Origin of the sequence: Kribbella sp. NPDC006257, from assembly GCF_040613535.1 — a bacterium.
GTDB lineage: Bacteria > Actinomycetota > Actinomycetes > Propionibacteriales > Kribbellaceae > Kribbella.
Genome location: NZ_JBEXSJ010000008.1, coordinates 24,043 through 45,558, shown reverse-complemented (window position 1 = coordinate 45,558; position 21,516 = coordinate 24,043). Strand labels below are relative to the sequence as shown.

Annotated in this window: 18 protein-coding genes; 9 read left to right on the top strand and 9 right to left on the bottom strand. The window is 67.4% G+C overall.

Annotated elements, in window-relative coordinates; genetic code table 11:
- Position 1: 1 nt before the first annotated feature.
- Genes dhaK through ABZ004_RS11980 form a run of 3 tightly spaced genes read right to left on the bottom strand, consistent with a single transcriptional unit; the run spans position 2 to position 3,017 of the window.
- The gene (gene dhaK, locus ABZ004_RS11990) at positions 2 to 1,006 is read right to left on the bottom strand and encodes a dihydroxyacetone kinase subunit DhaK (protein WP_355679821.1); all 1,005 of its coding nucleotides are present in this window, start codon (positions 1,004 to 1,006) and stop codon (positions 2 to 4) included.
- Positions 1,007 to 1,033: 27 nt separating this feature from the next.
- Positions 1,034 to 2,278 (bottom strand): MFS transporter, encoded by a 1,245-nt coding sequence (locus tag ABZ004_RS11985; RefSeq protein ID WP_355679820.1) that lies wholly within the window; start codon positions 2,276 to 2,278, stop codon positions 1,034 to 1,036.
- A 25-nt stretch (positions 2,279 to 2,303) separates the two neighbouring features.
- Positions 2,304 to 3,017: a TetR/AcrR family transcriptional regulator gene (locus ABZ004_RS11980; RefSeq protein WP_355679819.1), complete on the bottom strand. Its 714-nt coding sequence runs from the start codon at positions 3,015 to 3,017 to the stop codon at positions 2,304 to 2,306.
- An 81-nt stretch (positions 3,018 to 3,098) separates the two neighbouring features.
- On the opposite strand from ABZ004_RS11980, the gene ABZ004_RS11975 reads away from it, so the two are divergent.
- Positions 3,099 to 3,959, top strand: a complete 861-nt coding sequence (locus ABZ004_RS11975; RefSeq protein WP_355679818.1) for an NAD(P)H-binding protein — start codon at positions 3,099 to 3,101, stop codon at positions 3,957 to 3,959.
- Positions 3,960 to 3,965: 6 nt separating this feature from the next.
- Here the strand turns inward: ABZ004_RS11975 and ABZ004_RS11970 are convergent, their stop codons facing one another.
- Positions 3,966 to 4,526, bottom strand: coding sequence for a sigma-70 family RNA polymerase sigma factor (locus ABZ004_RS11970; protein WP_355679817.1), 561 nt, complete (start codon positions 4,524 to 4,526; stop codon positions 3,966 to 3,968).
- Positions 4,527 to 4,588: 62 nt separating this feature from the next.
- Here ABZ004_RS11970 and ABZ004_RS11965 point away from each other — a divergent pair, with 62 nt between their 5' ends.
- Positions 4,589 to 6,256, top strand: coding sequence for a serine/threonine-protein kinase (locus ABZ004_RS11965; protein ID WP_355679816.1), 1,668 nt, complete (start codon positions 4,589 to 4,591; stop codon positions 6,254 to 6,256).
- Positions 6,257 to 6,282: 26 nt separating this feature from the next.
- On the opposite strand, the gene ABZ004_RS11960 is transcribed toward ABZ004_RS11965, so the two are convergent.
- Entirely contained in the window at positions 6,283 to 7,512 is a 1,230-nt protein-coding gene (locus tag ABZ004_RS11960) for an MFS transporter (RefSeq protein WP_355679815.1), read from the bottom strand.
- 65 nt (positions 7,513 to 7,577) lie between these two features.
- On the opposite strand from ABZ004_RS11960, the gene ABZ004_RS11955 reads away from it, so the two are divergent.
- Positions 7,578 to 8,321 carry a winged helix-turn-helix domain-containing protein gene (locus ABZ004_RS11955; protein WP_355679814.1) on the top strand — a complete coding sequence of 248 codons (744 nt, stop codon included), beginning with the start codon at positions 7,578 to 7,580 and terminating at the stop codon, positions 8,319 to 8,321.
- Here the strand turns inward: ABZ004_RS11955 and ABZ004_RS11950 are convergent.
- The 3 genes from ABZ004_RS11950 to ABZ004_RS11940 all read right to left on the bottom strand — a co-directional run bounded on the left by ABZ004_RS11950 (position 8,318) and on the right by ABZ004_RS11940 (position 10,485).
- Entirely contained in the window at positions 8,318 to 9,046 is a 729-nt protein-coding gene (locus tag ABZ004_RS11950; RefSeq protein WP_355679813.1) for a hypothetical protein, read from the bottom strand. The genes ABZ004_RS11955 and ABZ004_RS11950 overlap by 4 nt on opposite strands.
- A gap of 135 nt (positions 9,047 to 9,181) precedes the next feature.
- Complete coding sequence (locus tag ABZ004_RS11945) at positions 9,182 to 9,877, bottom strand: hypothetical protein (RefSeq protein WP_355679812.1); 696 nt, start codon at positions 9,875 to 9,877, stop codon at positions 9,182 to 9,184.
- Entirely contained in the window at positions 9,874 to 10,485 is a 612-nt protein-coding gene (locus tag ABZ004_RS11940) for a transcriptional regulator (protein ID WP_355679811.1), read from the bottom strand. Before ABZ004_RS11940 ends, ABZ004_RS11945 begins: the two co-directional genes overlap by 4 nt.
- 191 nt (positions 10,486 to 10,676) lie before the next feature.
- On the opposite strand from ABZ004_RS11940, the gene ABZ004_RS11935 reads away from it, so the two are divergent.
- Genes ABZ004_RS11935 through ABZ004_RS11910 form a run of 6 tightly spaced genes read left to right on the top strand, consistent with a single transcriptional unit; the run spans position 10,677 to position 19,995 of the window.
- Positions 10,677 to 11,966: an extracellular solute-binding protein gene (locus ABZ004_RS11935; protein ID WP_355679810.1), complete on the top strand. Its 1,290-nt coding sequence runs from the start codon at positions 10,677 to 10,679 to the stop codon at positions 11,964 to 11,966.
- Entirely contained in the window at positions 11,963 to 12,901 is a 939-nt protein-coding gene (locus ABZ004_RS11930; RefSeq protein WP_355679809.1) for a sugar ABC transporter permease, read from the top strand. The genes ABZ004_RS11935 and ABZ004_RS11930 overlap by 4 nt, the downstream gene beginning before the upstream one ends.
- Positions 12,898 to 13,725 carry a carbohydrate ABC transporter permease gene (locus ABZ004_RS11925; RefSeq protein WP_355679808.1) on the top strand — a complete coding sequence of 276 codons (828 nt, stop codon included), beginning with the start codon at positions 12,898 to 12,900 and terminating at the stop codon, positions 13,723 to 13,725. Before ABZ004_RS11930 ends, ABZ004_RS11925 begins: the two co-directional genes overlap by 4 nt.
- Positions 13,726 to 13,728: 3 nt before the next feature.
- Positions 13,729 to 17,529 carry a hypothetical protein gene (locus ABZ004_RS11920; protein WP_355679807.1) on the top strand — a complete coding sequence of 1,267 codons (3,801 nt, stop codon included), beginning with the start codon at positions 13,729 to 13,731 and terminating at the stop codon, positions 17,527 to 17,529.
- A 4-nt stretch (positions 17,530 to 17,533) separates the two neighbouring features.
- Complete coding sequence (locus ABZ004_RS11915; protein WP_355679806.1) at positions 17,534 to 19,147, top strand: alkaline phosphatase D family protein; 1,614 nt, start codon at positions 17,534 to 17,536, stop codon at positions 19,145 to 19,147.
- Positions 19,144 to 19,995, top strand: a complete 852-nt coding sequence (locus ABZ004_RS11910; RefSeq protein ID WP_355679805.1) for a discoidin domain-containing protein — start codon at positions 19,144 to 19,146, stop codon at positions 19,993 to 19,995. The genes ABZ004_RS11915 and ABZ004_RS11910 overlap by 4 nt, the downstream gene beginning before the upstream one ends.
- Here ABZ004_RS11910 and ABZ004_RS11905 read toward each other — a convergent pair.
- Positions 19,992 to 21,425: a glycoside hydrolase family 43 protein gene (locus tag ABZ004_RS11905; RefSeq protein ID WP_355679804.1), complete on the bottom strand. Its 1,434-nt coding sequence runs from the start codon at positions 21,423 to 21,425 to the stop codon at positions 19,992 to 19,994. The two genes, ABZ004_RS11910 and ABZ004_RS11905, sit on opposite strands and share 4 nt — an antisense overlap.
- Between the last annotated feature and the right edge of the window lie 91 nt (positions 21,426 to 21,516).

The window sequence follows — 21,516 nt, the reverse complement described above, 5'->3', positions numbered from 1 at the left end:
CTCACGCGCCCCAGCGTAGGCCGGGAGTGTTCACCGGTGCGTCCCAGAGACGTACCAGTTCGTCGTCCACCTTCAGCAAGGTGATCGAGCAGCCGGCCATCTCCAGTGAGGTGATGTAGTTGCCGACCAGCGACCGGGCGACGGTGATCCCTGCGCTGTCCAGCAGCCGGTGCACCTCGTTGTACATCAGATACAGCTCGATCAGCGGCGTACCGCCCATCCCGTTCATGAAGGCGATCACCGAATCGCCTTGAGAATAAGGCAGGTCGCCGAGCACCGGCTCGACCAGCATCGCGGCGATCTCCTTGGCCGGTGCCAACGGCAACCGTTGCCGGCCGGGCTCGCCGTGGATGCCGATGCCGACCTCCATCTCGTTCTCGGCCAGCTCGAACGTCGGCTTGCCCGCGGCCGGCACCGTGCACGAGGTCAGCGCCATCCCCATACTGCGGCCGTTGTCGTTCACCCGCTTGGCTAGATCGGCGACCTCCTGGAGAGGTCGGCCCTCTTCGGCGGCCGCGCCGACGATCTTCTCCAGCAGCACGGTCACGCCGACACCGCGGCGACCGGCCGTGTAGAGGCTGTCCTGGACGGCGACGTCGTCGTTGGTGACGACGGACAGTACTTCGGTGCCCGCGTCGGCCGCGGCGAGCTCGGCGGCCATCTCGAAGTTCATCACGTCGCCGGTGTAGTTCTTCACGATGTGCAGTACGCCGGCGCCCGCGTCCACCGCCTTCGTCGCGGCCATCATCTGGTCCGGCACCGGCGAGGTGAACACCTCACCCGCACAGGCGGCGTCGAGCATCCCGAGCCCGACGAACCCGCCGTGCATCGGCTCGTGCCCCGACCCGCCGCCCGAGATCAGCCCGACCTTCCCGGCCCGGGGTGCTTCCTTGCGGTAGACGATCCGGTTCTCGTGATCCACCCGCAGGCGGTCCGGGTGCGCGGCCTCCATCCCCAGCAGCGCTTCACTCACAACATCGGCAGGGTCGTTGATGAGCTTCTTCATGCCCCCATCTGAGCACACCGAACGCAACTAGGGGAGTCCCTGCTCGGCGGCGACGTCGGCCAGGAGCGGGATCGCCCGGATCGCACCGCTCAGGGTGAGCATCAGTGCGGAAAGAGCGATGATGCTGCTGAAGACGAGCAGAGCGGTGCGCGCACCGGCGTGAGCCAGCAGAATCCCGCCGAGGGCCGGGGCAACCGGCACCGTGCTGTTCGCGAGGAAGCCGATCGCGCTCTGCGCCCGGCCCTGCATCCCGTCGGGCGTGATCATCACCTGGTAGCCGAACAGCCCGGAGTTGAACGAAGGCACCAGGAAGATCGCAGCCGCCAACAGAGCAACCAGTACTAGGGGTTGCAGCGTGAACGCCGTCGCCGCGAACGCGATCGCGATCGCCCAGGCCGCGACGATCCCGATCATGCCGGTCCTGAACCGGCGGAGGATGCGCGGTGCCGCGATCGCCCCGAGCACACCACCGATGCCGATCCCGGTCTCCAGCAGCCCGATGGTCGACGGGCGGACGCCGTGCCGCTGCAGGTTGAGGATCAGCACCAGCAGAGTGCCCTGAGCGGCGAAGTTGACCAGGGTCGCGGACAGCGCCATCACCCGGATCGCCGGTTGCCGGACCACCCATTTCAGGCCGGTTCCGATCGCTCGCAGGATCGGCTCGTGCTGCTCGCCGTCCGGCTCCGGCGCGGGCAGCGGCCGGCGGATCGTCATCAGCATGACCGTCATGAACAGGTACGACACGGCGTCGAAGGCGATCGGCAGCACCCGGCCGACCGCGTAGAGCGCTCCGCCCAGCGGAGCACCCAGCAACCCCGCCACGTGCTGCCGGCCCTCGTTGGCGGCCATCGCCGTCCCGAGGTCCGCCGGCTGGACGATCTTGCGGAGCGCGGCGTTCTGCGCGGGCATGAAGAAGGAGTTGGCGGCGCCGGAGCAGAAGGCGACGACGATCAGGTGCACGATCGTCAACCGGTCGAGCCACCCGGCGACCGCGACCGACCCGAACAGGACGGTCCCGGCGAGACTGCACGCGACCAGCACGTTCCGCCGGTTCACCCGATCCACCAGCGCTCCCGCGGGCAGCGAGAACACCGTTCCGCCGAGCGCACCCGCCGTACCGACCAGACCCGCCTGGACCGGCGATCCGGTGATCGCCAGCCCGAGCAGGGTGAACACGAACGCGCTCATCGCCGTACCGAGCGAGCTGATGCTCTGCCCGCTCATCAACCGGAGATAGTCCCCGTTGTGCAGCAGACGTCGCGGCGCAGGCATGCCGAGAGCGTACGGACCGGGAGGATCAGGTCTGGAGCTTGTCGATCGCGCGGTCGAGCCACTCGCCGAGGAGCACTCGCTCCGCCGGGCTGAGCATCTCGAGGTCGGGGGTGATCGCCCGCAATGCGACTGCCGAGGTGACCGCTCCGCTCTGGGCCGATGGCGGGGTATCGGTCAGGATCTGCCGGAGGACTGCGTCGAAGATCTCGTCGGGCAGACCGAGGTCGCGCTGCTCCGGTGGCGTGGTCAGCAGCACCTGGATGGCGCCGACGCCGGCGGCCTGGATCAGCCCCATCGCGCGTTGTTCACTGACGCGGAGACGACCGGCCTCGGCGATCCGGCGAACCCGCGTCCTGAGTACCTGCAGGCCCGACTCCGCAGCGGCCGAATGGAGCACCCTGTCCGGGTCGCTCAGCAACCGGAAGATCGCGGGGTTCGCGAGCCCGAAGTCGATCTGTGCCTGCCAGCCGGCCCGCAGATCGTCCAGCGGGTCGACGCCGTCGGCGGAAGCCGAGGCCACGATCGCCGCCTTGCTCGAGACATACGAGGCCATCACGTGCTCGGCGACCGCTTCGAGCAGTCCGTCCTTGTCGCCGAAGAGTCGATAGATCGTCGGCGCCTGAACTCCGGCGCCCTGGGCCACCCCGCGGGTCGTCACCGCCGCCGGTCCCTGCTCACGGAGCAACTGAGCAGCGACGTCGATGATCTTGGCTCGCACGTCGCGGCGGGTGTCGGTCACGTATCAACGATAACGCATTCTTGATTTCGCTTGTTTCCATCGTTACGCTGAATCTGATTCCAACGATAACAAGGAGATTTCATGATCATCGTCACCGGAGCTACCGGCGCACTCAACGGCGCAACCGTCGACCATCTGTTGCAGCGGGTCCCCGCGAGCGAGATCGCCGTCGCCGTCCGCGATGTGGCCAAGGCGCGGCGATTCGCCGAGCTCGGGGTGGAGGTTCGTCGCGGTGACTACGCCGACCCCTCGTCGCTGCCCGCCGCGTTCGAGGGCGCCGACCAGTTGCTGCTGGTCTCCTCGAGCGATCCGCGAGCGGATGCCGTCAGCTTGCACCGCGCCGCCATCGAGGCTGCCGTGCAGGTCGGAGCCGGCCGCATCCTCTACACGAGTCACCAGGGCGCCGCGTTCGACACCCCGTTCGGGCCTGGACGCGACCACGCCGAGACCGAGCAGCTCCTCGCCGAGTCGGGCGTTGCCTGGACGTCGCTGCGCAACGGCTTCTACGCCCACAGCCTCAACTGGTGCCTCGGGGAGTGGCGCGAAACCGGCGTCATCGCGGTGCCGGCCGACGGCCCGATGTCGTGGACCGCGAGAGAGGATGCCGCGGAAGCAGCCGCGGTCATCCTCGCGTCGAACGGTGGCTATGACGGTCCGACGACGCTGACCGCGAGCGCGGCACCTACTTTCGAAGACATCGCCGCCATCGCGTCCGACATCTCAGGCCGCCCGGTAGAGCGTGTAGTGATGGAGGAGGGCGAGTGGATCGCCGCCCAAGTGGCCGCGGGGCAGAACGAGTTCGCCGCACGCTTCATGGTCGGAATGTTCCAGGCAGCGGCGGGCGGCTTCTTCGCCGGAACCGACCCGCTGCTCGGCATCCTTCTCGGCCGCGAACCACGCTCGGTGCGCGACCTCCTCCGGGAGCCCGTCGCCGCGTACTGACCGCTGTCAGTCTTTGGGGCGGAGGAGGGGCCGGACCACCTCGCGGGCGTCGTGGATGCGGGACTTGATCGTGCCCAGCGGAGCGCCGACCTCGGCGGCGATCTCCTCGTAGGAGAGCCCGTAGACGTCCCGCAGGACGAGCGGGGTGACCATCTGCGGCCGGTCCCGCTCGAGCGTCTCCAGGGCCTCCAGCAGGTCGAGCCGGGTGCCGGCGATGACGCTGGTGGTGCGCGGGTCCGGCTTCTCCATCTGCTCGGGGTTGTGCGCGGCCTGGGCGGTGCGCTTCAGCTTCCGGTACGTCGACCGGGCCGAGTTCGCGGCGACCGAGTGCACCCAGGTCGAGAAGCTGCTCCGGCCGGAGTACGTGTGGATCTTGGTCGCGATGTTCAGCAGCGCTTCCTGAGCGGCGTCCTCCGCGTCGGCGGAGTACGGCAGCACACTGCGGCAGATCCGCAGCACGCGCGGGTGGACCTGTCGCAACAGGTCGTCCATCGCGTTCTTGTCACCGCCGGCGGCACGCTCGGCCAGGATGCCGAGGTCGTCGGTCGGGCTGCTGCTTTCGCTCATCTGCGCCTTCGTTGTCAGCGGTCCTCCGGAAGAGGGACTCCGAGTACTCCATAATGCCTTGTATGGGGGTCCCATCCAGACTAGGCCGGTACGTCGTGCGCCGACGCCTGGGCTCAGGCGGTTTCGCGACGGTCTGGCTCGCGTACGACGAGCAGCTGGACGCCGAGGTCGCGGTCAAGGTGCTGGCCGACAACTGGGCCCACGACGACTCCGTGCGCCGGCGGTTCCTCGAGGAGGGCCGGTTCCTGCGCCGGGTCGAGTCCGAGCACGTCGTCCAGGTCCACGATGTGGGCGAACTGGAGGACGGCAGGCCGTTCCTGGTGCTCACGTACGCCGACCGCGGCACCCTCGCCGACCGGCTCAAGAAGGAACCGCTGCCCCTGGACGTCGCCGTCGGCGTGATCGTCGAGGTGGGCCGCGGCCTCCAGGCGCTGCACCGGCGCGGGCTGCTCCATCGCGACGTGAAGCCGGCGAACGTGCTTTTCCGCAGTACGGACGAGGGGGACCGGGCGGTTCTGTCCGATCTCGGGCTGGGCAAGTCGCTGGACGAGGTGTCGAGGATCACGATGCCGGGCGGTACGCCGTCGTACGTGGCTCCCGAGCAGGCGATGGGGGACCGGCTGGACCAGCGAGCCGATCAGTACTCGCTGGGAGCGGTCGCGTACGCAGCGTTGACCGGGCGTTCACCGCACCAGGTGGACGGGCTGGGCGCAGCCGGGCGGGTCGAGGCTGCGCCGCCACCGAGTTCGCTGGGCTTCGCCGTACCGGACCGCATCGATGCCGCGATCGTCCGGGCGCTCCAGCCCGATCGGGAGAAGCGCTGGCCGGACGTCGCCTCCTTCACCCGGGAACTCGTCGGAGCGCTGGACGAGACCACCCGGAACTTCAGCGGGCCGGCGAAGAAGCCCGTGGCCGCCGTTGTCGATGTGGACAGCGTCGGCGGGGTCAAGACGGAACTGGCGGAGAGCGAGGCCGTGACGGTCGGCCCGCCGGGTGAGACAACCGCGCTGAGCGACGCGAACAAACCGACCGTCATCAAGACCGCACCAGCCGTCGACGCCCTCCCCGGCCCTGAAACCAGCACCGAGACCGGCGCTGAAACTGCCGCCGGTGCTGAGGCTGACGCCGCGACCGCGTCGGTCGCTCTTCTCGACGCGAAGGCCGGTACGGCTGAGCCGAAGAAGCGGCGCCGTGGTCGCTGGGTTGTTGCGGCGTTCCTCGCCCTGATCCTCGGCGCCGGTGCCGGCTTCCTCGCCCAGCGGTACTACGAGCCGCGCCGCGTCATCCAGGTCGGCCAGGGCAGCTTCACGGTCCGGGTCCCCAAGGACATGGCCGCCTTCGTCACCCAGGGCGACTGGCAGCCGCCCGGAAGCTCGAACGCCCAACCAGCCTTCCGGGTCAGCAAGTACGACAACTGGGGATCGGCCGGCACGACGACGCCGGGCCTCTTCGTCGGCGCGATGCAGGCGGCAGTCGATCCCACGAAGTTCCTAGCGCCAGGGAGCCAGTTCGGTTGCGCCAGCGATGGCACGCCGTCCCCGACCCAGATCGCGGCCGGCGACGCACTGGACAAGATCTCCACCGGATGTCCGGAGGGCAACACGCTCCTCCAGCGCGTGGTGACGAACGCCGGGTACTCCCTGCTCGTCCAGATCCAGGTGCCCGCCGATTACCGGATCAGCCCGGCCGAGATCGCCGACTCGATCTCCTTCACCGGCGGGCTCTCGTGAGGATCGACTTCGAACGCCTCCGGCCGTCACCCGCGCTGATCCAGTCCGGCCGCCGGCACTTCTACCGCTTGCGTTCGGTCGTGTTCCGGACCATCTGGCCGCGCTGAGCGGATCGTCAGCCAGGTCAGCAACGCCGCGAACAGCCAGAGTCCGGCGCCGATCCAGGCCAGCTGATGCAATCCGTGCACGAACCCCGGCCCGGTCGCCGGGCTGCCCACAACACCGCCGTACAAGGCGATTCCGACAGCTCCGACGGCCTGTCGTGCTGTGTTGTTCACCCCACTGGCGAAACCCGCCCGATCCGGCGGCAGCGACGCGATCGCCGCACTGACCACAGCCGCCGTCAGTAGACCCATCCCAAGGCCCAGACCCAGCTCAACCGGTACTACGGCGGCGAACCCGCCAGCTGGCCGTACCAGCAAGAGAGACGCAGATCCGGCAGCCCCGAGCAGCAGCCCGGCCGTCATCGGCAGCCGTGGACCGACCCTGGCGGTGATCCGCCCGGTGACGGGCCCCAGTACTGCGAGTGGCGCAAAGAGCGGCAGCAGTTCCAGCCCTGCTCGCAGTGCACTGTGACCGAGTCTCTCCTGGAGGTAAAGGGTCATCACCAGGATGGTGCCCAGCCCGACCAGGTTCATCAGCCCGGCGATCACGTTGCTGCCGACGAAGGCGCGGTTCAGAACCAGCCGCGAACGAGTCGAAGGCCTACTTGGCGGACGAGGAGGCACCAAACGGACGGCGAGGGGGATGGCCGCGGCGATCAGCGGCAGGTTGATCAGGAACACCGCACGCCAACCGAAGGCGTTGACGAGCAGACCGCCGAGGATGGGCCCGGACGGCAGCGCGAGTGCGCCGGCACCCGCCCAGATCCCGACCGCTCTCGCCCGCGCCGCGCGATCGGCGTACAGATCGGTGATGACAGCGAGGGTGCCGGGAAGCAGGAGGGCCGCTCCGATGCCCTGAACGGCTCGGGCGGCCACCAGGGTCTCGATGCTGGGCGCGACACCACACGCGAGCGAGGCGAGTCCGAAGACACTCAGCCCGGCCAGGACCACCTTGCGATGACCGATCCGGTCGCCCACCGCGCCGCAGAGCAGCAGGAGACCGGCCAAAGCGATCATGTACGCGCTGACGACCCACTGCTGCCCGGCGAGACTGGTGTGCAGGTCCAGCCTGAGCGAAGGCAACGCGACGTTCACGACTGTCACGTCCAGCTGGACCAGGAAGATTCCGACACAGAGCACTGCAAGCACCATGCTTCCAGCCTCTCGCCGAAACACTTCGAGTCGCGTCGAAGCGTGTCGGTGCCAGCATGGAAGGCATGGGATCAGCAGGAGACGCCGATGTGGCTTCAGCCGCAGCACTACTCGCCGAACCGGCCAGAGCCAAGGTCCTGATGGCGTTGGCCGACGGCCGGGCGCTGCCTGCTTCCCTGCTCGCGACAGAGGCAGGCGTGTCGCCACAGACGGTCAGCTCACACCTCCGCAAGCTCCTGGACGGAGGACTGCTCGCAGTAGAGAGCTCTGGGCGCCACAGGTACTACCGGCTCGCTGGACCGGAGGTAGCAGCCGCAGTAGAGGCCGTTGCAAGGATTGCCCGGCCCCTACCGATCAAGTCGCTACGACAAAGCACCAGAGCAGCAGCACTCCGCGAGGCCCGCACCTGCTACGACCACCTCGCAGGACGCCTCGGCGTCGCTCTCCTGGAAACACTCGTACGCCGTGAGGCACTCGTCCGAACCGACGGCGGCTCCGGCGCGGAGCGGCGCCCGGACGACCCCCTCGCCCAACAGTTGCCCGACGGCCCGTATGAGCTGGGTCCGGGCGCGGCCGAAGTCTTCGGCGAACTCGGGATCGACCTGTCAGCAGGGGGCTCGTCGCGCCGACTGCTGCGGTTCTGTGTCGACTGGAGCGAACAACGCCACCACCTTGCGGGCCGACTCGGCGCCTCCGTCGCGAACGTCTTCTTCGACCGCAACTGGATCACCCGCCGCCCGCACCAACGAGCCGTCGACCTCACCCCAGCCGGCCACCAGGGCCTCAAACAATTGGCCCAAGGCAACTAAAGCGGCGAGTCCGACCGGGTCACGCTCTTGGTCGCGTGGTCGAGGACATCAAGCAGCGCAGCTTTGTCCTGCGGCAAACCGGTCGAGCTCATCTCCACTCCCACGAAGCCACTCGAGTCGAGGACGACCCATCGGACGATCACATACCGGAGCGTTTCCGAATCGGGAGGGATAGGAGGGATATAGGTGTAGGCCAGGGTCGCTGCCTTCGTCACCGGATCGACGTCATGAGACAGGAAGGTGAGGGTCTGGCTGGGCGGCAAGTCCCTGAGTTGCTCCATCCGCAGTGCCATCGAGTCGGCCGGTGGCCGGGTCCGGGTGAAGCCGGACTCGACCCGCAGCCAGCGTTTGCCGGTCGGATCCGTGAAGCGGCCCAACAGTTTCGGGTCCGGCTGGGTCATCCACCAGTTCCGCGGCACCTTGACCGTGATGTGCGAACGCACATTCTTCTCGGTGTCGAACTCGCGGGTCCGATAGCTGAGTTCGTCGGCTTGCATCGGCTCTGTGTGGTCCGGTTTCGGCGTCTTCCGCGGCGCGACCGGAACCGACGGTGTGGACGACGGGTCCGTGGCCGGGGTTACCCAGCCGAGTGGAACCGCGCCGCCCGCGTTCTCCGAGGCGGCGCTTGTCATCAGGCCGATGCCGTAACCGCCTGCTCCCCCGAGCACGGTCACCGCGAGCAGCCCGGAACCGAGTAGAGCGCGCCCGATCCCACGTCCGGCCACGTTCACCCCTCCTCCCCGGTCCCCACACCAGCTACGTCCTTCGACACGCTAGACCGCCCCGAGGTTCGCCGGCCCGCCCCGATGTCACAGAACCGTGATCCAAACCCTTCCGGGCACCAACCCCGGTCCGCCAGGTCAGTCGTTGATCTCGACGGTCTCGCTGGCTTTGGCGGTGACCGGAGCGAGACCGGCCGCATCCTGGGGCAGGCCGGTGATGCTCATCTCGACGGTGGCGATCCCGTCGCCGCCGGTCGCCACCCAGCGGACGACGACGTAGCGCAGAAACTTGGTCGGGATGTAGGTGTAGATCAGCGTCGCGACAGTCCGCTGCTGACCGTCGTCGCCCTCCACCTGCCCGTTGATCTGGGAGATGAACTTCAGGTCGTTCTCGTACGGCTGGCTGGCCTTGAGCTCTGCGATCAGCTTGGCCATCTGGTCCGCCGGTGTGAGAACCGGCTCGAGTGCCTCGACCCGCAGGGCCTGGTCCGCCGACGACAAGAACTTCACCTCGCCCGGTGTCTTCGCTGACCGGGTCAGCTGCCAGCCGCGGGGTGCCTTGATCGAGAGCCGGACCGTGTCCATGTCTTTCGGGTGCACCGTGAAGCTCTGCTCGCGGAAGGTGAGTCCCTTCGACTTGAATGCAGGGAGGTCGTTCGGTAGGGCGACCTTGCGGGGAAGCGTTTCGGGCGGAGGGCCGGCAGGCAACGGTGTGGCTGTGCCTACCTCGTGGATCGGGGAAGAACCGGTGTACTTCGCGCCGCCGTAGTAGCCGCCCGCACCACCGAGCAGGGCGAGCAGGACGAGCCCGCTCACCAGGAGCGTCTTCCTCACCCTGCCACCAGATCCCAGAACGCCAGCTCGAACCGGACCACCCGGTCGAACGCCTGGGTCAGCTCGGGAGTCAGCTCTTCGCGATCGACGAGCCCGCCGAGCTGATCGACGTACGCCGCGAACTCCGGCGACGACCAGTTCGCGATGAATCCCGCGTACTGCGTATCGGGGCCGGTCGTGTCGCGCACGGACGCCCACGCGTCGTAGTACGCCTTCTCGACCGCATAAAGAACCGTGATGGCAACCGGCCAGTCGGCCAGCACAGTCGCGGCGATGTACGACGAATAGCCAAGGTTGACCAGCGACGGTTCGACCTCGAGGTCCAGCCCGCGTTCAGCGGCGGCGGCTTCGAACAGCGCCAGCTCGGGCTCAAGCGCGGCCAGTCCACCGGACAGCACCTCGCTCGCTTCCTCGTCCGGCGCGATCGCGACCAGGTCCGTGAGGAACGCGCGGAACGAGCGGACGAAGTAGTAGTCCTCGACCAGCCACCGGTCGAAGGCTCTTACCGGGAGCGTTCCGGCGGAAGTCTGCGCCACGAACGGGTGCTCCAGGATGAGTTTCCAGGCTGTCTCCTGGCTACTCAGCAGGGCGCGGGTCGTCTCAGGCACAGCGCCATTCTGACATCCGGGCGGGACAAGCCCGCGGGTGCTGCGATGAATCCTTTCAATTGACCGCGGCGGACCTCTTGACACCTGCTCCACAGCCTCCGTAGCGTGCGCGGCGTGGGAAAGTTAACACTCCTTTCCGTTTAGTTCACGTCAATCGGCGATATTTTCTGCAGCCGAGCTCTGGAGGAACCGTGGCATCCGTCATCGAGCAACGTCCCGTCAGCCGCCGGCGGCTCCTGCAACTGATGGGTGGAGCGGCCGCGGTCGGCACCCTGGCGGCCTGTGGGGGCAATTCGTCCGGCAGTTCCGGCGGTCAGCTGAAGATCATCGGCGCGGGCAGCCAGGAGGCCGGCCTGCGCAAGGCGCTGGACGAGTACAAGGCGAAGAACGCGGACTTCGACTTCAACCTGTCCTTCTCGCCCGCCGACCAGCTGCAGACGGCCCTGCGGGCGCAGTTGGCGGCCGGCAACGCGCCGGACCTGCACGCGGTCTACCCGGGCAACGGCAGCGCGATGTCGATGGTCCAGCTCAGCAAGGCGAAGCTGCTGGCGGACCTGAGCGACCAGGCCTGGACCCAGAAGATCCCGACCGGGTTCAAGGGCGCCTACCAGCAGGACGGCAAGACCTACATCTTCTCGCCTGGCACCAGCGTCCTCGGCGCCATCTACAACAAGAAGGCGTTCGCGACGGCCGGAGTACAGCCGCCGACGACCTGGAGCGAGCTGCTCACGGTCTGCGAGGCGCTGAAGAAGAAGGGCATCGTGCCGCTGGCCCTCGGCGCCCAGACGCCGTGGGTGACACAGCTGATCAACTACGCGCTGGTGCCCGGCACGGTCTACTCCAAGCAGCCCGACTTCGACGACAAGATGGCAGCCGGCTCCGCGACCTTCGCCGGTTCCGGCTGGGCCGACGCGATGAGCAAGTACCTGGAATTGCAGAAGCGTGGCTTCTTCAACGACAACCCGAACGGTACGACGTACGAGCAGGCCACCTCGATGGTCGGCACCGGCAAGGCGGCGATGGCCGTCCAGGTCTCGGCCGTCCTGCAGGCCTACCGCGCGGCGGCGCCGTCGCCGGACGACCTCGGCATGTTCCCGTTCCCGGCCACCGATTCCGTCGCGGACAACTGGATCCCGGGCGGCATCGTGGTCGGCATCGCGATCAGTGCGAAGAGCAAGAAGGCCGACCAGGCCCGCAAGTTCATCGAGTTCTGCGGTCAGCCGGATGTCGTCAATGCGTGGGCCGAGGCCGTCGCCTGTGTCCCGCTGTACTCCGAGGGCGAAGCCAAGGTGGACCCGGTACTCAAGCCCTTCCTGCCGTTCCTCGCGGACAACAAGGCAGTGCCCTTCATGGACCAGCGGTGGCCGAACGCCGAGGTCCAGCCCACCCACTTCGCCGTAGTACAGGAACTGCTCGGCGGAAAAACCACGGTCGACGGAGCCCTGAAAAAGATGGACGAGGCCTACCGGAAGTCTGCATGACGGCGCTCATCGCGCCTCCCGTCAAGCCGGCACCACCGCCCGTACGCCGGGTAGGCCGGCGCGGTGGGATCGCGCCACCCTGGTTCTTCGCTGCGCCGGCGTTGCTGGTCTACGCGCTGGTGATGCTCTACCCGAGCATCGTCGGTGCCGGGTCGGCCTTCACCGACTGGTCGGGTGTGGGGGAGCAGCGGTCTTTCGTCGGACTGACGAACTTCAAGCAGCTCCTCCATGACGACCAGGCCCTCGGCGCGCTGCGGAACACCCTGTTCCTGACGGTCGCGATCGTGGTCGTGCAGAACGGCCTCGGATTGCTGCTCGCGCTCGGCGTCCACACCACCATCAAGAGCCGGATGGTGTTGCGGGTCATCTTCTTCGCGCCGGTCGTGGTGAGTCCGGTGATGGTGTCGTTTCTCTGGAAGTACGTCTACAACCCGGCGCCGGACGCGGGCCTCAATGCGGCACTGAACGCGGTCGGCCTCGGCTCGTTGCGGCAGGACTGGCTCGGGAATCCGTCGCTGGCGATCTGGTCGGTCGCCTTCACGGTGATCTGGCAGTGCGCGGGCTACTCGATGGTGATCTTCCTGGCCGGCCTCGAAGGCGTGCCGCAGGAACTGCACGAGTCCGCGATGGTGGACGGCGCCGGCACGGTCGCCCGGTTCCGGCACATCACCTGGCCGCTGCTCGCGCCGGCCGTGACGATCAACGTGATGCTGTCCACGGTCGGCGGGCTGACGCTGTTCACCCAGATCATCGCGATGACCAACGGCGGTCCCGGCTACGCCACCGACACGCTGTCGACCGTGCTCTACAAGCAGGCGTTCGTGTTCGGCAAGTTCGGCTACAGCACCGCGGTCGCCCTGGTGCTGGCGATCTTCGTCGCAGCCGTGTCCTTCATCCAGATCGGCTATCTGCGGTCAAGGGAGACGGCGGCATGAGGACCGGGTACCGGCCGCGCACCTTCGTGCTGGAGATCGTGATGGTGGCCGCCGCGGTCGCCTTCCTCTTCCCCGTCTACGCCCTGGTGACGCTGGCGTTCAAGGATCCCGGGCAGATCGCGAACGCGCCGCTGTCGCCACCGAACCCGCCGTCGGTCGACAGCTTCGGAACCGCCTGGCAGTCGGCCTCACTCGGCTCCGCGCTGCTCAACAGCACGCTGATCACGGTCTCCAGCGTGATCGCTCTGATCGTGCTCGGCTCACTGGCGGCGTACTTCCTCGCCCGCCGGGCCTCGCGGCTGAGCTACAGCCTCTACATCCTCTTCCTGGTCGGGATCATCCTTCCGTTCCAGCTCGGCATGATCCCGCTCTACCAACTCGTCAACGATCTCGGTCTGCTCGGTACCTACCAGGGCATGATCCTTTTCTACACAGGGATCCAGCTGCCCTTCACGGTCTTCCTCTACACCGGCTTCATCCGTTCGCTGCCTGCCGACTACACCAATGCGGCGTTGATCGACGGAGCCTCACACCTCCAGGCCTTCGGGTACGTGATCTTCCCGCTGCTCCGGCCGATCACCGGCACCGTCCTGATCCTCAACGCCGTCCATATCTGGAACGACTTCTTCACCCCGTTGCTCTACCTCGGCGGTTCCGGCCGGGAGACCGTGCCGGTCCGGGTCTTTGCCTTCGTCAACGAATACACGTCCGACTACGGGTTGGTCGCAGCCGGCCTGGTCCTCGCCGCACTCCCGATCCTGGTCGTCTTCCTGCTCCTGCAGCGCTACGTCATCCGCGGTTTCTCCAGCGGCCTGAAGGGATAGCCGGTGCCCCTCCCCGAGCGACTGGCGGCGGTCCTGACCGATCCGCCGAGGTCCTTCTCTCCCGTCCCGATCTGGTGGTGGAGCGGCGAACCGCTGGACCCGGCCAGGTTGCGCTGGCAGCTCGAGCGGTTCGTCGAAGGCGGCGTCTACCAACTCGTCGTACTCAACCTGGCTCCTGCCGGTTCCGACCACGGTTGCGATGCCGACGATCCGCCGTTCCTGTCCGAAGCCTGGTGGGAGATCTTCCTGGGCGTCTGCCGGGATGCCGAGGAGCTGGGCGTCTCGCTGTGGTTCTACGACCAGCTCGGCTTCTCGGGAGCGGACCTGCAGGCGAAACTGGTGGCCGGCTTCCCGGCGTACGCCGGGCGTCGGTTGCAGCGGGCAACAACCTCGGGCACCGGGCGGCTGGTACTGCGGTGCCCGGCGGGCGGGCGCCCGATCGCCGCTGTCCTGGAGCCGCTCGACGGAGGGCCCGGGCAACCGGTGACCACGACCGGCGACAAAGCCGAGTGCGAGGCGCCGATGGAATCCAGGCTCTCCTTGTTCTACGACACCGACCATGGCTTCGACTACCTGAGCAAACAAGCCTGTACTACGTTGCTCGACCAGGTTCACGGGGAGTTCGCGCGTCGTCTGGGAGACCGGCTGGGCAAGGTGGTAGTCGGCTCCTTCCAGGATGAGCTTCCGTCGATGCCCACTTGGTCGGCCGACTTCGCCGACGAGTTCGTCAGCAGGTACGGCTACGACCTGCGGGACCGTCTCGGCGCCCTCTGGGGGAGTCCGTCGCCGGATGCGGATCAGGTGCGACGCGACTACCACGCTCTTCGCGCGACGCTGGCCGAAGAGGCATTCTTCAAGCCGCTGCACGAGTGGCACGAGCGCTACGGGCTCCTGGTCGGCTGCGACCAGCAAGACCCGGCCCGGGCCGGCCGCCCGATCGAGGGCGTTCAGCTGTACGCCGACTACGCGCGGACTCATCGCTGGTTCAGCGCACCGGGCTCGGATCATCACGGTGACGCTCGGATCCACTCGTCACTCGCCCATCTCTACGAACGGCCGCGAACCTGGATCGAGGCCTTCCACTCCACGGGCTGGGGCGGCACGTTGGAGGAGACCTTCGACTGGCTGCTGCCCTGGCTGCGGACCGGCGCCACCCTCTACAACCCGCACGCTGTCTATTACACGACCCGCGCCGGCTGGTGGGAGTGGGCGCCACCGTCGACGGATTGGCGTCAGCCGTATTGGCGCCACCACAAGCACTTCGCCGACACGGTCGCCCGGCTGTGCGCCGTACTGTCGATGGGTCGGCATCTCTGCGACGTCGCCGTGCTGTTCCCCACCGTGACCGCCCAGGCCGACCTGACCATGGACGGGCCCGGGCCTGACGCCGTTCGAGCGCAGGAGGTCTATCGCGAGCTGATCGGCGACGCGACCTGGTTCGCGCCGGTGCTCGGTGTGCTCGACCAGGCCCGGATCGATGCCGATGTCATCGACGACGACTCCCTCGCCGGTGCGGAGGTGGGCGCGGGACCGAGGTTGTACATCGCGGAGGAGGAGTACGCCGCAGTTGTGTTGCCAGCGGCAACGGTTCTGGAAGGTCCGGTGGCCGAGCGGCTGGACGAGTTCGTCACGGCCGGCGGTCTGCTGGTCGCGGTCGGTGCGCTGCCTGCCCGAGGCGTGGCCGGCGGCGACAAGGCTGTCGCTCTGTTGCGGGAACGGTTCTTGCGGGGTGAGGCGCACCTGGTGGCGACCGCGGCCGAGGTCCCCGGCGTACTGGCCCGGCTGGCGCGACGGGTGGACGCCGAGGTTCCGGTGCTTGTCCGCGAGGTGGATGGGTCGCTGGTGGTCTTCGTGCCGGCGACCGAATGGACGGCGACCAGGGTCGGCGACGGCCGGACGGTCGAGCGAGGGATCAGCCACGACTGGGCGACGGTCGGCTACGACTTCGATCCGGACCGCTATCTCAGTGAGGTGACGGTCAGGGTTCGCACTGCGCCGGGTTCGCCGATGCTGGTCTCGCCGTTCGGTGGTGAGCCGAAACCCCTTGCCTGCAAGGTGGATGGCGACATCACCGAGGTTGTTGTCCCCTTCGATCAGGGACCGGCTGCGCTTCTGATCTTTGCTCCGGGCAACGACAGTGCCACGCCATCATCAGTGGTGAACTGGCAGGAGGAGTTGCTTGTCGGTGACTGGGAAGCCACCCTGCTGCCGACGCTGGACAACACCTGGGGCGACTTCAGTTGGCCGGCTGGCGGTGAATTCGTAGTGGAGCGCTGGGCGTTGCGGCATCGGGTCGAGGGCGATGAGCATTGGAATTCCGCCCATGCCACGTTCGGGCCGCACGGGCTGATCGAAGGCGCCCCGGTCGAGTACTCGGAGCGGCTGGGTATCCGCAACGACCCGATCCACAAGGACTCTCTGGGCCCCAAAGGACACGTGCCGGAAGAGTTCCTCGACTTCGGCGTGGTCGCAGCCGGACAGTCGGTTTCCTTCCGGGCCGCCTTCACCGTGGACGATCCGCTCGACACCACGGTGGTCGTCGGGGCACCTGCCGCCAAGGAGTTGGTCGTCGACGGCGAGCTCCTGCCGATCGACGACGCCGGCGGTCACTTCGCCTCCGGAGGTCTGAGCCTTCCGGCCGGGAGGCACACGGTCGAACTCCGCCTGACGCCGTCCGACGATTTACCGCTTCGGGCCAACCTGGCCTTCGTCCGTGATCCAGCGGCCTATCGGCGTCCCGAGTGGATCGCGTCCGCCACACCACCTCCGCCGGGCACGGCGAACCGGTTCACCACAACCGTCGTACCGGCTGGTGAATCAGAGCTCACCCTGACCGCGAGCGGTTCGGCGCGGTTGTTCGTCAACGGCAACGAGGTCGGTCGGCAGGGTGGATTCCTCCCGTACGAGCGTCCGACGCCGCGGGTCCGCCGGTACGACGTGGCGGCCGCGCTGCGACCGGGTGAGAACGAGATCTCGATCGAGGTCGACCAGTCGGCGCCGATCCTCGTCGACGGGCTCGTCGTGTCCGATCACGACTGGTCCTGCGAGGTCGCTGGTGAGCGGGTGGAGGTGGTCCGTCGGCGGCAGCGCCATCGCGCACTGGCCGACTTGTACCTGACGCGCCGTCCGCATCCGTTGCCGGCGGCATCCTGGCTGGACGGCACGGATACCTCGGTGGTCGAGCCGATCACCTTCGCGGTGCCGCGCCTCGAGCCACAGCGGGTCGAGTACCTTGGCTTCGATCTCCCGCCGGGCACAGTTCGCCTCGAGTTCGATCTCGCCGTCCATGCTGTGCTCGCCGTGGACGGGACCGAGATCGCCGCCGGAACCGGTCGGCTGACCGTCGAGGTTCCGGCCGGTGCCCGCAGTGGCCAACTGACACTGCTGACCGAGCCGGGCTTCGAGGCGGGTGCAGCCCTTGCCGGACCCATCCGGGCGATCGTCGGTCCTGGCCGGATCGGCCTGGGCGACTGGGAAGAGCTGGGGCTCGCTGAGTTCAGCGGTGGCGTCCGCTACCGCCGCCGGATCACCACTACCGGCGATCGCTCCCAGCTCGACCTCGGCAAGGTGCGTGGGACGGCTGAGGTCTTCCTCGACGGCCGCAGCGCAGGAGTCCGGTTCTGCACACCGTACGTCTTCGAGCTCACCGCACCGGCGGGCGAGCACACGCTCGACATCGAGGTCTTCGGGACGGTCGCGCCCTACCTGGACGCGGTCAGCCCGACCCATTTCGTGTTCGGAGGACAGCGGACGTCAGGCCTGTTCGGGCCGGTCCGGGTGAGGCACTTGCGAGAGGAGCCCTGATCAAGTGACCGAAGATCTCAGACCCGCGGTGAGACTGGCCCGACGCCGGTTCCTCACCCTCACCGGCGCCGCCACCGCGGTGGCGTTCGGAACCAACCTTCCGGGCACGGCCGTCGGCAGCGGCGCGTCCGGCGGCCTGACCGGCAACCCGTTCACGCTCGGCGTCGCTTCGGGCGATCCGCTGCCCGATGCCGTGGTGATCTGGACCAGGCTGGCGCCCAAGCCCTTCGAGCCACTCGGCGGCGCGCCGTACAAGGAGGTCGGCGTCGACTGGCAGGTCGCGAAGGACGAGCACTTCCGCCAGGTCGTGCGAGCCGGCCGGGCTACCGCCCGACCAGAGTTCGCCCACAGCGTGCACGTCGACGTACAGGGTCTGCAGCCCGGTCGGCACTACTGGTACCGCTTCCGCGTCGACGGTTATCTCAGCCAGATAGGTCGCACCCGTACTGCGCCGGCACCTGGTCAGCAAGGCGGTCAGCTGACTCTCGCGGTCAGCTCCTGCCAGGCCTGGACGGACGGGTACTACACAGCCCAAGGCCATCTGGCGTCCGAGGACGTCGATGCGGTGGTCTTCCTGGGCGATTACATCTACGAGTTCGGCGTTTCGGCGGCCGGAGGATTGCGCAACCTGCCCGACCCGGTGCCCGACCAGTTCCGTACCGAGGCGGACACGCTCGACCGATACCGGCTGCAGTACGCGCTCTACAAGTCGGACCCGAACCTCCAGGCGGCCCACCTGAACGCTCCTTGGATCACCACCTGGGACGACCACGAAGTACAGGACAACTACGCCGGACTCGTCTCGAAGAACAACGCCCCGGTTGAAGACTTCCTGGTACGCCGGGCGAACGCGTACCGCGCGTACTGGGAGCACCTGCCGTTGCGCGGACCGGCTCCGCAAGGACCCGACTACATGCTCTACCGCCGCTTCAGCTTCGGTCGGCTGGCCGAGCTGAGTGTGCTGGACACCCGGCAGTACAGGTCCGACCAGGCCGCCGGAGACGGTTGGAAGGCGGACTCCGATGCCAGGCGTGATCCGGCGCGGGTGCTGGCCGGTCAGCAACAGACCCAGTGGTTCCTGGCTGGGCTGAATCGCTCGCGAGCGACCTGGAACGTGCTCGCCAACCAGGTGATCATGAGCCGGATGGATCTCGACCCGAGTCCGGCGGACCTCTACAACATGGACGCCTGGGACGGATACGCCGCCAACCAGGCGATGATGCTCGACGGACTCGCTGCGAATCGGCAGCGCAATCCGGTGGTGCTGACCGGCGACGTCCACGCGGGCTACGCGATGGAGATGAAACGCGACTTCGCCGATCCGTCGTCGCAGACCTACGGAGTCGAGCTGGTGCCGACTTCGTTCAGCAGCGGCGGTAACGGCGTCGACGTCTCGCCCAACGGAGAGAAGTTCCTGGCCGCCAACCCGCACCTGAAGCTGGTCAACGAGAAGCGTGGGTATTCCGTACTCCGGTTCGATGAGCGCGAGCTCCGCGTCGACTTCCGTGCGGTGCCCTACATCGATCGGCCCGGCGCGCCGATCTCCACCATCCACTCGTTCGTGGTCGAGGCCGGCAACCCCGGCCTGAACACCGTTGCCGGGAAGGCGGTCCGATGAAGCGCCCCATTGCCGTAGTTGCCGCTGCCCTGATGGGAATAGTTGCCGCAGGCATCATGGGACCTGCCGCGGCCGATCGTTCCGTCCAGCGGGGGCTGACCATCGCGACCGACGTCGCGCAGGTGGCGGTCACTCCGGTTCCCTGTGCGAAACAAGGCTTCGAGCTGCGCTTCGGCAACACCGGAACGACGCCCGTGTACGCCGATGCCTTCCTCGACGCGGCTGCACCGCTGACACTGTCGCGCAAGCTCGTCTCCAGTTACCTGCCGCCGGGCTACACGCTCAAGGTCCCGATCGCCGTCAACGCACCAAGGGGCACCGCGCCGGGCAACTACACGATCGAGATCAAGGCGGGAGATCAGAAGCTCACTCTTCCGGTGCAGGTAGGGGAGCCGCCGACCGACAACAGCGGCAACCTCGCTCGCTTCGTGCCGGTAAGCGCGTCGAGCGAACACCTGCCGGTGTATCCGGCCTGCGGCGCGGTCGACGGTGACCGCGACTCCGAGCACTGGGCGAAGACCACCGGCTGGAACGACGCCACCAAGGGCTACTTCCCGGACTGGCTCCAGGTCACCTTCGACCAGCCGCAGAGCATCGGCCGGGTCGACCTCTACACGCTCGATTCGAAGCAGTACCCGGCTGCCAAGTACGGCCTGAAGGACTGGGACGTGCAGGCCAGGGTCGGTGATGCCTGGCAGACCATCGCCGAGGTGAGAGGCAATTCGGTGGGCTTGAAGAGCTCCACCTTCACCCCGGTGACGGCTACCGCCGTACGGATCCTCGTGTTGGCTAGCAACGAAGGTCCGACGTACTCGCGAGTTGTTGAACTAGAGGTTTACAGCAGCTAGTACACCTCGATCCGGTCGAGACTGATGACGGTGCTGCTGGATGAAGGGTTCTTGTCGCCGGTCACCCGCACCTTGAGGGTGTGGGGGCCGGCGGACAAGGTCGGGCTGACGTAGTTGAGTTGTTCGCCGACCCGGATCGAGCTGTAGTAGTCGGCCCGCTGTTCCGGGCCGCCGTCGATCGAGATGGCGGCGATCCCGTTGCCGGTGTCGCGGACACTCAGTAGCGCGACCTTGGTGCCGGTGAACCTGATCGTGGCCGACGCATTCGTCTGGCCGGACCAGTGGTCGTTGCCCCAGAAGCACTGGTTGCCACAACCGGACCCGGAGCTCCAGCTGCCGGCATACTCGACCTGGTTCAGGCCGGTTCCGGTGTCGGTGTCGTTGATCCAGTAGTTCGCCGAACCGGGGTCTCCGGACGGCAGGGTCTGGGTGGCGCCGGCCGCGAGTGGGCTGCCGAGATTCGGCGTACCGTCCGCTTTCCAGCCGATCTTCTGCACGCGGGCGGTGCGGAAGGAGTACGTGTAGGTGCTGGTGTTCTTGCCGTGATAGGCGATCCAGTCCTCGGTCCCGTCCGGCGAGGTGAAGAACGAGTGGTGGCCGGGTCCCCAGACGCCGGTCGAGTCGTTCCGGGAGAAGCTCGGGCCGGGGATCTGCACCCAGTTCGACGCCACCATCGGGTCGAGACCGTTCGCGATGCTCTTCATCCACAACTGGTAGTCGGGCTTGCCGGTGTCACATGTCGAATACGTCAGGAAGGTCCGCCCGTTGCGATAGAGCGGCGTAGGACCTTCCCGTACTTCGGTGCAGCCACCGTCCGCCGGAATGGCGACCCGGGCGCCCGTCGACGTCCAGGCGTTGCTCATCCGGACGATGTAGAGCTGCGCCGGACCACCTTGTCCACGTCCGGGACCGGTCCAGACGAAGTACTGCTGACCGTTGTGGGTGATCGGTTCGCCGTCGATCGCGTACTCACCGAAGTCCGCGATCTTCGCCTTGAACTGATACGGGCCCTGCGGGTCGTCGCCGCTCGACTCGAGCACGTACATCCGGTGGTTCGCGTCGACGCCGTCGGAGGCGGTGTAGTAGATGTACCAACGGCCGCCGACGTGCCGGAACGCGGGCGCCCACATCTGTGTGTTACGGGTGGTGTTCGTGTCCCGCCACACCACGGTCTCGGGTGCGACCAACAACGTCGCGAGGCTGGGAGACGACCAGATGCCGATGTGATCACCGGTGGTGGTCGCCACGTAGTACTTGCCGTTGTAGAAGAAGAGCGATGGATCGGCGCCGGTGTTCACCGGATTCCGGAAGCTTTGGGACAAGATCGCCTGCTTGTCGGGGAGTTGGGCGGCCGGCGCCGGACCGGTGACGACACCGGTCAGCAATGCTGCGAGGGCCACGATGACCAGGGCGGGGCGGAGGAACCTCATACTCCGTCTTACAACGATGGAAGCCGACCCGTAAACAGTTCAGACCAGCACTAAATAGGTGGTCAGCTTTCACCGGCTGTGGAACCGTCGA

Bases quoted from the DNA above. Each gene is read 5' to 3' on its own strand.
- dhaK (WP_355679821.1), bottom strand. From the start codon at position 1,006: ATGAAGAAGCTCATCAACGACCCTGCCGATGTTGTGAGTGAAGCGCTG.
- ABZ004_RS11985 (WP_355679820.1), bottom strand. From the start codon at position 2,278: ATGCCTGCGCCGCGACGTCTGCTGCACAACGGGGACTATCTCCGGTTG.
- ABZ004_RS11975 (WP_355679818.1), top strand. From the start codon at position 3,099: ATGATCATCGTCACCGGAGCTACCGGCGCACTCAACGGCGCAACCGTC.
- ABZ004_RS11970 (WP_355679817.1), bottom strand. From the start codon at position 4,526: ATGAGCGAAAGCAGCAGCCCGACCGACGACCTCGGCATCCTGGCCGAG.
- ABZ004_RS11965 (WP_355679816.1), top strand. From the start codon at position 4,589: ATGGGGGTCCCATCCAGACTAGGCCGGTACGTCGTGCGCCGACGCCTG.
- ABZ004_RS11960 (WP_355679815.1), bottom strand. From the start codon at position 7,512: ATGGTGCTTGCAGTGCTCTGTGTCGGAATCTTCCTGGTCCAGCTGGAC.
- ABZ004_RS11955 (WP_355679814.1), top strand. From the start codon at position 7,578: ATGGGATCAGCAGGAGACGCCGATGTGGCTTCAGCCGCAGCACTACTC.
- ABZ004_RS11930 (WP_355679809.1), top strand. From the start codon at position 11,963: ATGACGGCGCTCATCGCGCCTCCCGTCAAGCCGGCACCACCGCCCGTA.
- ABZ004_RS11925 (WP_355679808.1), top strand. From the start codon at position 12,898: ATGAGGACCGGGTACCGGCCGCGCACCTTCGTGCTGGAGATCGTGATG.
- ABZ004_RS11910 (WP_355679805.1), top strand. From the start codon at position 19,144: ATGAAGCGCCCCATTGCCGTAGTTGCCGCTGCCCTGATGGGAATAGTT.
- ABZ004_RS11905 (WP_355679804.1), bottom strand. From the start codon at position 21,425: ATGAGGTTCCTCCGCCCCGCCCTGGTCATCGTGGCCCTCGCAGCATTG.